This window comes from Brooklawnia sp. (assembly GCF_032229645.1).
Lineage (GTDB): Bacteria > Actinomycetota > Actinomycetes > Propionibacteriales > Propionibacteriaceae > Brooklawnia.
Genome location: NZ_JAVTWX010000082.1, coordinates 42,307 through 52,935, shown reverse-complemented (window position 1 = coordinate 52,935; position 10,629 = coordinate 42,307). Strand labels below are relative to the sequence as shown.

8 protein-coding genes are annotated in these 10,629 nt (G+C 65.1%); 4 read left to right on the top strand and 4 right to left on the bottom strand.

The genetic code is table 11. The features are described 5' to 3' along the window. Together AAFP05_RS05905 and AAFP05_RS05900 are read right to left on the bottom strand one after the other, a co-directional pair. A partial coding sequence (locus tag AAFP05_RS05905) for an ATP-dependent helicase (protein WP_341728927.1) occupies positions 1 to 1,832 on the bottom strand: 1,832 nt, incomplete at its 3' end. Further along, entirely contained in the window at positions 1,829 to 4,996 is a 3,168-nt protein-coding gene (locus tag AAFP05_RS05900) for an ATP-dependent DNA helicase (protein WP_341728926.1), read from the bottom strand. The genes AAFP05_RS05900 and AAFP05_RS05905, both read right to left, overlap by 4 nt. 192 nt (positions 4,997 to 5,188) lie before the next feature. On the opposite strand from AAFP05_RS05900, the gene AAFP05_RS05895 reads away from it, so the two are divergent. Continuing rightward, positions 5,189 to 5,395: a cold-shock protein gene (locus tag AAFP05_RS05895; RefSeq protein WP_286265970.1), complete on the top strand. Its 207-nt coding sequence runs from the start codon at positions 5,189 to 5,191 to the stop codon at positions 5,393 to 5,395. A gap of 163 nt (positions 5,396 to 5,558) precedes the next feature. Continuing rightward, complete coding sequence (locus AAFP05_RS05890) at positions 5,559 to 5,804, top strand: DUF3107 domain-containing protein (RefSeq protein ID WP_341728925.1); 246 nt, start codon at positions 5,559 to 5,561, stop codon at positions 5,802 to 5,804. A 109-nt stretch (positions 5,805 to 5,913) separates the two neighbouring features. Here the strand turns inward: AAFP05_RS05890 and AAFP05_RS05885 are convergent, their stop codons facing one another. Together AAFP05_RS05885 and AAFP05_RS05880 are read right to left on the bottom strand one after the other, a co-directional pair. Then, a complete protein-coding gene (locus AAFP05_RS05885; RefSeq protein WP_341728924.1) occupies positions 5,914 to 7,200 on the bottom strand; it encodes a hypothetical protein in 1,287 nt (428 codons plus the stop codon). A gap of 300 nt (positions 7,201 to 7,500) precedes the next feature. Beyond that, positions 7,501 to 8,157, bottom strand: a complete 657-nt coding sequence (locus tag AAFP05_RS05880) for a ferritin-like fold-containing protein (RefSeq protein ID WP_341728923.1) — start codon at positions 8,155 to 8,157, stop codon at positions 7,501 to 7,503. A 190-nt stretch (positions 8,158 to 8,347) separates the two neighbouring features. Here AAFP05_RS05880 and AAFP05_RS05875 point away from each other — a divergent pair, with 190 nt between their 5' ends. Both AAFP05_RS05875 and AAFP05_RS05870 read left to right on the top strand, forming a co-directional pair. Next, positions 8,348 to 9,796, top strand: a complete 1,449-nt coding sequence (locus AAFP05_RS05875) for a DEAD/DEAH box helicase (protein ID WP_341728922.1) — start codon at positions 8,348 to 8,350, stop codon at positions 9,794 to 9,796. A 1-nt stretch (position 9,797) separates the two neighbouring features. Further along, on the top strand, positions 9,798 to 10,559 hold the full coding sequence (locus AAFP05_RS05870; protein WP_341728921.1) for an SDR family oxidoreductase: 762 nt from the start codon (positions 9,798 to 9,800) through the stop codon (positions 10,557 to 10,559). Positions 10,560 to 10,629 lie beyond the last annotated feature (70 nt).

Genomic DNA, 10,629 nt, shown 5'->3' with positions numbered 1-10,629 from the left:
CCGCGTCCCGACGCGAGCAGATCGACATCACAACTCAGCTCCAGCGCTATGCCACTGGTATCGATCACCCGGTGCACCAGTTCGAGCAACGGTTCGTCGCGATGCCTGCGCAGTTCGCGAAGCTCCGAGGCGAACGCGGCCAGTCGCTGCCTCGCATCGGCAGAGACCGGCGCCGCACCCAGGTCCTCGACCGCATCCATCAAACACAGCTGCGAGGTAGGCTCGAACTGGTCTCCGATCTGTGTGAAGGCGTCGCTGCGGTGATCGTCACCCGGCGTCGGACGAGCCGCTCGCAAGAGTTCATGCGCCCGAGTTCCCAGCACGGCCAGGTCGCGCGGACCGATCCGCCATCTCGGCCCGCTCAACAGGCGGACGACTTCGGGGTTCGCGGTGACATCATCGATCAGGTGCAGTGTCGCGACAACGTCTGCGATCTCGGGCACTTCGAGCAGGCCACCCAGACCGACGATTTCCACCGGCACATCGCGATCGACCAGAGCCTCGAAGACCGAACCGATCGGAGAATTCGTCCTGGTGAGCACCGCTATCTGAGACCAACTGCTGACCTGCCCGGTTCGTCTGGCCGCCAGGATCTGGTCGGCAAGCCAGTCGACTTCTTGCGGCCAGGTATCGAAGCTCGCGGTGCGCACCACTCCGCCGACCAATCCGTCGGGGGCACGCAGCAGCCGTTCTTGCGCGCTGACGCCTTCTCCGAGCAGACGCTGATCCGAGCGAAGCGGGCCGGCAAGTTCATTGGCCACCTCGAGGATCGCCGGCTTACTACGGCGATTGATGCCAAGAGTGAAATGGGACGCAGGCCCGCCATCGCGCTGGGGAAAGTCGATGCCGAACTGGAGGATGTTGCTCGGCGCCGCTCCTCGCCAGCCGTAGATCGCCTGGAATGGGTCGCCGACCGCGGTGACCGGGAAGCCGCGGCCGAGTTCGGGGTCCGGCCCAGAGAAGAGGCGCTGCAGCAGGTGCGCCTGGGCGAACGACGTGTCCTGATACTCGTCCAGCAGTACGACCCTGAATTGTTCCCGCAGCTGCCTGGTCACGTCGGCGGACGCATCGAGCAGGTGCACCGCCTGGGCCATCTGGTCGGCGAACTCGGTGAAGCCGCGCTCGTGCTTGAGCCGGCGGTAGTCGGCTATCAGGCCGAGCAGTTCGCCGCGCGCCGCCACGGTGCTCTGGGATGTCTTGACGGCGACGGTGGGGCCTCCCCCACTCCCGGTTTTCACCGAGTCCAGTTCGCGCGAGAATGCCTCGTCCTCGGCCACGACCTCGGCCGGTTCGACCAGATGATTGCGCAACTCGGCATCCAGTTTGAGTAACCGGTCTGCCAGCGTCGCCGGCTGCCACTGACTGAGCGCGGGCAGCGTGCCGCTGGTGTTGGCCACCGCCTGGGCCGCCAGCCGGTAGCGAGTGGCCCCGGTGATGAGAATCTGGTCGGCTTCGACGCCGATGCGCAGCCCGTGATCGCTCACCAGCCGCCCCACGAACGAGTCGTAGGTGGTGATCAGCTGACGTCCCTCGTCGCAGGCATGGTCGGGATCGATCAGATCGGCCTTCGCGAGAGCCTCGTCCACTCGCTGGGAGAGCTCGAGGGCAGCCTTGCGGGTGAAGGTCAGGCCGAGCACCTGATCGGGGCGCAGTTGTCCGGTGGCGACCAGCCAGACCACGCGCGCAGCCATCACTGTCGTCTTTCCGGTACCCGCGCCGGCGATGATGACTCCTGGTGCGAGTGGGGCGGTGATCGCGGTCAGCTGTTCGGCACTGAACCGAATCTGCAGCAGCCCGGCCAGCTGGTCGGGCGACGTCAGGTACGTCCTCATGACTGTTCACCTCCTACAGACTGTGCGGGGCAGCCCAGCCTGAAATCGCAATAGCGGCAACTCTGTTGCACATTCGCATAGAAGTCTTCCGTCGCGACGATCTCGGCCGCCTGGCTCAGATGCTCGTGGACCCAGGTCCGGCCGGATGGCTCAAGGGCGGGCTGAGTGCGCACCGTGGGCCCCTCACCCTTGGCCACCTTCAGGTAGATCGCATGCGCATCGGTCAACTCCCGGATACCGCCGGTCACGTCATCGAAGAGACCCTCACGCACCGCCAGCTGGTAGATCCCCAGCTGGTCCATCTCGGTCATCTCCTGCTGCGTCCGGGCCCTGCTGCTCGTCTTGAAATCGACGACCCGCAGCCGGTTGGACGCATCGACCTCCAGTCGGTCGACGGTACCGGTGATCAGCAGCTGTCTGCCGGCCAGTTCCACGTCCAGCCGGAATCCAATCTCGACCCCCACGACCTCGGCGTGGTCACTGCTCGCCGCCCAGCTGTCGTAGCGCTGCAGCGCGCCGACCGCCTGCTCGTACTGGGCCTGCGCGTACCAGGTGGCGCCATACGGCAGCTGCGGCCAGACCTCGGCCAATCGGTCGGCGAACTGCGCGGCGGGAGTTTCGGTCTGTGCCGCCTCGGCAATCAGCTGGTGCACCAACGTGCCGAAAACAGCGCGAACATCCTTCGGTGCACGGCCATTCGCCGGGCCACCGAGAAACCACTGCCGCGGACAGGCCAAGATCGATTCCACCGCGCTGCCGCTCAACCTGATGGGCTTGTCAGCGGCAGCAACGGCGAGTCCAGGATCGCTGACTTGGCGTAGTCCCCACCACTGGCCGGGGTCGGCTCCGGTAGCCAGACCGCGGCCGCGGTCGTCGCGTTGGCCGGCGAGCCATGCCAGTTCGGACGCGGCCTGCTGGCGTAACGCGGGGCTGACCGATTCGTCGGTGGCCGTCCTGCGCAGCATCGCGACGAGTCCGTCGAGAGTCGAGGGCATCGGCTCGGACCGACGCTCGGTGACCTTCACGCCGAGTTCGGTGATGAACCTCGACGGTGCCTCGATCTCACCGCCTGGGTCGGCGATCGCTATCGCGATCAGACCCCGCTGTGCCCGGCTCGCCGCCAGCAAGAACGAACGGCGCTCGGCGGCGATCCGCTCGGCGGGCGCCTCGGGAGGCTGGAAACCGCCGGGGGCCAGCAGGTCCGCGCGTAGCAATCCCCCGGGTTCGCTGATGCGAGGCCATCGTCCTTCTTGCAGCCCGGCGAGCACCACGAGATCCCAGTGCATGCCCTTCGCGCGATAGGGGGTGATGATCGCGACGCTGTCGCGGCGCGGATCGGATTCGCGGGTGGTGTCGGCGGCAATCTGACGAGCCTGCACCTCTGCGATCAGGGCCCGGACTCCGGCCGTGCCGTTCCAGCTCGGCTGTCTGGCCGCCAGATCGAAGAGCGCCACCACGGCGTCCAGATCGCGGTGGGCGCGCACGGAGTTCTCGGTCCCGCGCAGTGCCTCGGCTTGCAGAAGCTGGGGCCACGACGTCGCCGACCACGCCTTCCACAGCAGCGCGGGCATATCCGCGCCCTGATCGATCAGCTCGGCCAGCTCGGCCAGCAGCCCACGCAGCCTGATCACAGCATCCAGCTCCACTGTGCGTCCGGTCGTCTGGTCATCGCCGATCAGCACCGGTGCTGCCAGCTCGGCGGCGATCAGCGCCGCCGAGGTCGGCAACAGCCCGTCGGCCTGCACCGATGCGGCCTTCGTGCGCAGCTGCCGGCCAAGCCGGCGTAGCCCCAGCGCGTCGAGGCCACCCAGCGGGGTCCGCAGCAGCCGCGCCGCCAGGCCCGGCTCAAGCTTTCCGGCGGCGGCGAGTAGCGCGGCTCCCTGCACCACGGCCAGCAGTTGACGCACCGGCGGCTCGTCGGCGAGTGCCACCTCGTCCCCGGCGATCTGAACCGGGATACCTGCGGCCGACAATCTCTTGGCCAGCGATGAGGTACCCTGCTCGCCTGCTGGGCAGATGACTGCCAGCCGACGCCAGCCGACGCCGTCGCGCAGATGCGCCTCGCGCAATACTTCGGCGATTCGTTCGGCCTCGCCGCCGGCATCGGGCACGATCTCGACCCGCACAGCCCTGGGCTGCTCCACCTCACGGGTTCCATGATGTGCCACTCCGCGTACCGGCAGCCGCGTCGCCACCGCGTTCAGCGACCGGGCTATCTGCGGATCGGTAGCCGGCGTCTCGACCAGTTGCAGCAACGCGGCCGGAGCGCCCGGCAGGCTGAACCGGTCAGCGAAATCGGTGACCGCTCGCTGATCGGCACCACGGAACTGCGAGATGGCGGTGTCGGGGTCGGCGAAAGCGACGACCCGGCTGCCGGCGCGGTGCGCGTCCGCAAGCAGGTTGATCATGCCCCGATCCAGCTCCGCGAACTCATCACAGATGACCATCGCCGCGCTTTCGGGCAGCCGCCCGGCGATTTGCGGGTCTGCCAGCAGCATCCGCGCCCGGAAGACGAGCTCGGTGTAATCGATCACCGCCTCGGCGTCCAGAACGTCGAGATACTCCCCGAAGAACGCCGCAGTCGCCACCCATTCCGGACGGCCGGCACGCTCTCCGGCCGCCGCCAGATCTTCGGGATCGAAGCCCAACTGGCGGGCCCTGGCAAGAATCGCCCTGATCTGTCGCGCGAATCCGCGGGTGCCCAGCGCCGGTACCAACTCGCGCGGCCACGCGGATTCATCACGACCGGACAACAATTCTCGAACCCGATATTCCTGCTCGGGCGCGCTCAGCAACCGAGGAGTGCCGATTTCGCGATCGGCGAAACGGTGCAGTAGCTGCAAGCACCAGCCATGCACGGTGGTGATCTGCAGGCCACGTTGAGTCGTGCCGAGGGCAGCGATGATACGCGCCCTGAGTTGCTGCGCCTGGCCGCGCGAGCCGGTCAATACAACGAGCTTTGACAAGGGAAGACCAGAGTTCACCCGCGACACAACGGCGGCCACCAGCGCGGTCGTCTTGCCACTGGCCGGACCGCCGACGACACACAGCGCGGAGCTACTGCCGGCCACCTGCCCAACTACGGCACGCTGACCGGCCGTCAAAGTCTCAGGCTCGTTGAGCGGCTGCGCAGGGAGCAAGACGGGGCCTTCGGGGCGAATCATGAGACCCATCGAACCACGGCCCTCTGACAGTTTTCGTGACTTCGGGGCCCTGGATGTGGGAGAGTAGGTCATGCCACGCAAGTTCAGGCTGCAGTACCTAGGCTGTATCCCGGTTTTGCTCCAAGCCTTTGGGGGTTGGAACGGCAGGTGACCGTGAGGTACGGACGCCAAAAGAAGTATGAGGAGAAACACATGGCGCAGGGAACCGTCAAATGGTTCAATGCCGAGAAGGGCTACGGCTTCATCGCCGTCGACGGATCGAATGACGACGTCTTCGTTCACTACTCGGCCATCGACGCAGCGGGCTTCCGCTCGCTCGAGGAAGGCCAGAAGGTCGAATTCGAGATCACCCAGGGCCCGAAGGGCCAGCAGGCCGATAGCGTTCACATCATCGGCTGACGCAAGACCATAGACTTCGAGGTCACGTGTTTAGGCCGTGATCTCCCGAAACCCCAAGTAGGGGCCGCATCATCTGATGCGGCCCCTACTTGCATCCACGCGTGATTACGCGTCCAGCCGAACCGCGCAGATTCGGTTCACGTGAGCGAGTAGGTTTAGGGGCGTGGAGATCAAGATTGGCGTCCGCAATATTGGACGAGAGCTGAATGTCGAGACGGACCAGACCGCTGAGCAGATCGAGAAGAACCTGCGCGAGGCAGGCACTGATGGCCTGCTGGTCATTGAGGCCACCCAGGGACGCAAGGTCCTGCTACCCACCGCCGCCATCGGATATGTCGACCTGGGCCAGGAAATCGCTCGCCCGGTCGGCTTCGGCTTCAGTGGCCAACCCGACGCCACGATCAGGTAGCGTCTACGTCATCTCTGAGCAAGATGAGGGGCTGTCCGAGCCCATCATGGACTCGGACAACCCCTCATCTTCGTCTCACTCGTCTCGGTGCATGAGCGTCGCGGGGTGGCTACCCGATGGTGACCGAGCCGCTGGTGTCGCCCTCAATGCTGGCATCGGACCCGCGGATGATGGCGATCGACGAACTGTCTCCCGCTTCGATCGTCCCGGTCAGATTCGAACCGGTCACCGTCCACGTGACAGCTGCCCCATTCGAGCCCTCGGTTCCCCAGCGGTCCTCGGTCGCCAACGCCAGCGCCCCGCTCGAAGAGTCAACGACGACGTTGGTCAACTCAAGCTCACCCGTCGTATTGGTGAAATAGAAGACCGGACCGCTGCCGGTATAGCTGATCGTCGAATCCGTGATCGTCACGGCGCCCACATTGTTGACCGCATCCGAGTCTGCCGCATCACCGGACATTGATTGGTAGATCATCACGGCATCGTCACCGGAGGCTGTGACGTCAGCATCCGATATCGTCGCCGAGTTCTTGCCCTCGACCACGACCACCTGCGATTGACCCGCCGTCCCAGAAAGTCCATCGACCGAGATATCGCCGGTCGAATACACCAGCGGGCTGCCATCTCCGTTTGTGTTGAAGACGTTCGTCCCGGTCACGCTGACCGTACCGCCACCACGATCTGTCGCCACGGCCGCAGAGTGCGAGCCCTGCGTGGTGATCGTCATATCGGACGCCGTGATGGTGCCTGCGTAGGTCGCGTGCAGACCGCGCGACGAGTTGCCCGACGTGTCGATCGTGGTGCTCGTCACCACGGCCTCAGCACCGTCCACCGCGACCACGGCATTCGAGCCGGACGAGGTGGTCGTGATGGTGGTACCGTCCACCGTCGCCGAACTGCCGTCGCCAACGACCACGATCGCCGAGTTCGCGCCATAGAAGTTGTATTCGTCCGAGACATCGCTGGTGCGCTCGGAATCACTACTGGCAGCATCCCCCGATTTGTTGATGGATGCATTGGTGATGGTCAACGATCCGTCATTGACTACTAGAAACACGACTTCGTCGGCTTCGGCCGCCCGATAGGTGCCGCCGTCGATGGTGGCATCGATGCCGTCGACCAGATAGGCGGCGTTGTAGGTGACCTGCTTGTTGCCGACGCTCACCGTCACCGATCCTGCGCTCAACTCGGTATTCGTGGTGGACGCCTCCGACGCCTCTGTCTGGCCTGCTGATGAGCTGGACGAGGACGCTGAGACGCTCACAGAACTGTCCGCGCTGCCTGCGCTGCAGCCGACGGTGCCAACAACCAGCACACCGGCGGACAACGTGGCGATGACTGATCTGATGACCTTGCGATGGCTTCTTTCGAAGACGGTGGACGATCCTTCAAACATCCGTGGCTCCTCCTCTTGTGGTCCGGAGAACCCGCCGATGCTGGTGCTCGGCTCTGGGGCGAGGCTGACACGTCTGTGCGCATCTGACCACGGCTCATCAGGAACGACCTGATGTCCAGATCTCCGTGAACTCCGGATGCAACCAAGCTACGGAGGCAGTCTTGAGCCGGCCTTTGCGCCCCCTTTGTGTTATCTGTGAGCGCCGCAACCATGCGGGCTGCCGAACCTCGCAGTGCTCAAGCGATGCGACGGCCCACCGCCGTGACGGCCCACCGAAGCGGGCCCCAACTGCCCAGGGCCCTAGACCGAGAGCCCCAGCTGCGCAAGCCGGGCGGCCGTCGACTGAAGAACGTCGTCGAGCATGGCCGTCGAGATGCTCAACTCGTCGTCCGCCTCTCCGGCCAGGACGATCCGTAGGTCTGCCTGGCGAACCAGTAGCCGTTGGGCCATCACGACGACCTCTCCCAGCAGCCGCCGTGCATAGAGCGAGAGCTCATCGGCGCTACGGGTATGGGTATTGATCGCATCCAGGACCTGCGAGCTGCCATGATCGATCGCACGCCACAGTCCTGCGGCTGGTGTCAGCACGCTGAGCGCAGGCTCGGGCAACCGGTCCGCGAGTCGCTGCACCAACTCCAACTCGATGCTGGCAACCACCATCAGCCGCAATCGCTGCTCGGTCTGTACGCGTGGCTTGGTCATCGTCCAGAATTCGTCGACCGGGCTGATCAGCGGGGCCATCACCTGCTGTGCGGCGCTCTGCCCGCCCGGGATGGCATCGCAGGCCTGCGTGAAACGGTTGAGGGCATCAGAACTGAGTCTCGCCACGGTGAGCCGGTCGCCCAGCTCGGCACGCTCTCCCGAGCGCGCGATCAGTGATTCGGCCTCCCGGAGATTCTGATAGGCCAGCCATGCCAACAGTGCCGTTACAGGTTCGGGCGCGATCTCATTGCTCACCGAATCAGGCTAACGCTCCGGCCAGCGATACCCATCGTCCGGCGCGCTGGCCCGACGCATTCCAGGCGGGCGCGGTGCGGGCCCGTGACCGCGCGGCGCGATCTCTCGGTGCTTTCAGGCTAAACTTGGCTGTGGCGCGGCTTCGCGCCCTACAGATGCCGCCGTGAAGGCAGGCCCGAAAGACAGCTATATGACTGACACTGACTTCATTCCCGAAAGCGCAACGGCCGCAACCTTCGAGGAGCTAGGGCTCGCCGCTCCGCTTGTTGAGGCGCTGGCGAACGAGGGAATCATTCACCCCTTCCCGATCCAGGAGCTTGCCATCCCGATCGCCCTCACCGGCGCCGATCTGATCGGACAGGCTCGCACGGGAACTGGCAAGACCCTCGCCTTCGGCACCCCCCTGCTGCAGCGCCTCGTGCTGCCCGGCAGCCGCGATTTCGATGACTTCAAGTTCTTCGGCAAACCCCAGGCGCTCGTGATGGCGCCGACCCGTGAGCTCGCGCTCCAGGTCAGTTCCGACCTCACCAAGGCCGCCGCTGTGCTGGGTGCCCGGATCCTCACCATCTATGGCGGGGTCGGCTATGACGAGCAGCTGGAGGCCCTGAAGTCCGGCGTGGATGTCGTCGTCGGCACCCCCGGGCGGCTGCTCGATCTGGCCCAGCGCCGCAGCCTCGATCTGTCGCATGTGCAGACGATGGTGCTCGATGAGGCGGACGAAATGCTCGATCTGGGCTTCCTGCCCGACGTCGAGCGGCTGACCGCAAAGACGCCGGCCTCGAGGCAGACGCTGATGTTCAGCGCCACGATGCCTGCTCAGATCGTCGCTCTCGCTCGCACTCACCTGAATCACCCGGTTCATGTGCGTGCTGAGGGCCAGGACGCGCAAGCCACGGTGCCCGACACCACCCAATTCGTCTATCAGGCCCACGACCTCGACAAGCCGGAGATCATCGGCAAGCTGCTGCAGGCACCCGAGGTCGGCAAGGTAATGATCTTCACCCGCACCAAGCGCGCCGCCCAGCGGCTCGCCGATGAACTTGAGGATCGCGGATTCGAGTCCGGGTCCATTCATGGCGACCTCAATCAGGCTCAGCGCGAGCGCACCCTCAAGAGGTTCCGCAGCGGCAAGATCAAGGCGTTGGTCGCCACCGATGTCGCAGCGCGCGGCATCGACGTCGAGGGCGTCACTCACGTCATCAACTACGAGGTCCCCGACGATCCGAAGCAGTACGTACACCGCATCGGACGCACCGGGCGCGCCGGGCGGTCGGGTGTGGCCATCACGCTCGTCGATTGGCCGGGCATCACGCCTTGGAAGGTCATCAACAAGGCGCTCGACCTTGATTTCGCCGACCCGCAGGAGACCTACTCGACCAGTCCTCAACTGCTCGCCGATCTCAACATCCCCGAGGGCACCAAGGGACGCATAGCGGAGGCGAAGAAGAAGGACGATCGCGAGGATCGCCATTCCGGTCATTCCCGCCATGGCAAGGATGGCAAGAAGCACGATCACGATCATAAGAAGTCCGACGATCACGGCCACAAGAAGTCCGACGAGAAGAAGTCGGGCGGGCCGCGCCGCAAGCGCGTTCGCCGCCGGAATGGCGAGGTCGTCGTCCGTGATGCAGAATCGTGACATGATCTTGGATCTCACTGATATGCGTGTTCTAGTCACCGGTGGCGGAGTCGGCATCGGCTTGGGCATTGTCAAGAGCTTCGCCGAGCACGGTGCGCAGGTGGCATTCACCTGGAAAACCCATCAACCCGATGAGGCACTGCTGGACGAGATCGCTGAGTTGGGCGGCAAAGCCCCGCTGGCGTTCCAGCTGGACGCCACCGACGAGGCGCAGGTCAACGCTGTCGTCGCGCGGGCCGCTGAAGCGCTTGGCGGCCTGGACGTGCTGGTCAACAACGCCGGCGGCATGGTGCAGCGCTCGACCGTCGACCAAATGCCCCTCGAACTCTGGCACGCGGTCATGGACGTCAACCTGACCAGCTGCTTCCTGGTCACCAAGGCGGCGTTGAATCATCTCAGCGAGGGCTCGTCGATCATCAACGTGGCTTCGTTGGCCGGCCAGAACGGTGGCGGTCAGGGTGCATCTGCCTATGGCGCATCGAAGGCGGCCATGCTCGGGTTGACGAAGGCATGGGCCAAGGAGTTCGCTCCGCGTCAGATCCGCGTCAACGCGGTGGCGCCGGGTCTCATTCTCGACACACCCTTCCACGAGCAGTTCAACACTGCCCAGGGACGCGCAGCGGGCATCGAGAGCATTCCGTTGAGGAGGCCCGGCTACCCGTCCGATATAGCGGGCCCCGTCCTGTGGCTTGCTGATCCGCAAGCCTCCGGTTTCGTCTCGGGGGCGACCATCGATATCAACGGTGCCGCCAACTTCAGCTGATCGCTGCCTGGGCGGGCCTTTCGGTTGATCGCTTGTCTGGTCACTTCAGGCGATCGACGTTGCCCCCTGT

Coding starts and splice junctions, on each gene's coding strand:
- AAFP05_RS05885 (WP_341728924.1), bottom strand. CDS start 7,200: ATGTTTGAAGGATCGTCCACCGTCTTCGAAAGAAGCCATCGCAAGGTC.
- AAFP05_RS05900 (WP_341728926.1), bottom strand. CDS start 4,996: ATGATTCGCCCCGAAGGCCCCGTCTTGCTCCCTGCGCAGCCGCTCAAC.
- AAFP05_RS05870 (WP_341728921.1), top strand. CDS start 9,798: ATGATCTTGGATCTCACTGATATGCGTGTTCTAGTCACCGGTGGCGGA.
- AAFP05_RS05895 (WP_286265970.1), top strand. CDS start 5,189: ATGGCGCAGGGAACCGTCAAATGGTTCAATGCCGAGAAGGGCTACGGC.
- AAFP05_RS05875 (WP_341728922.1), top strand. CDS start 8,348: ATGACTGACACTGACTTCATTCCCGAAAGCGCAACGGCCGCAACCTTC.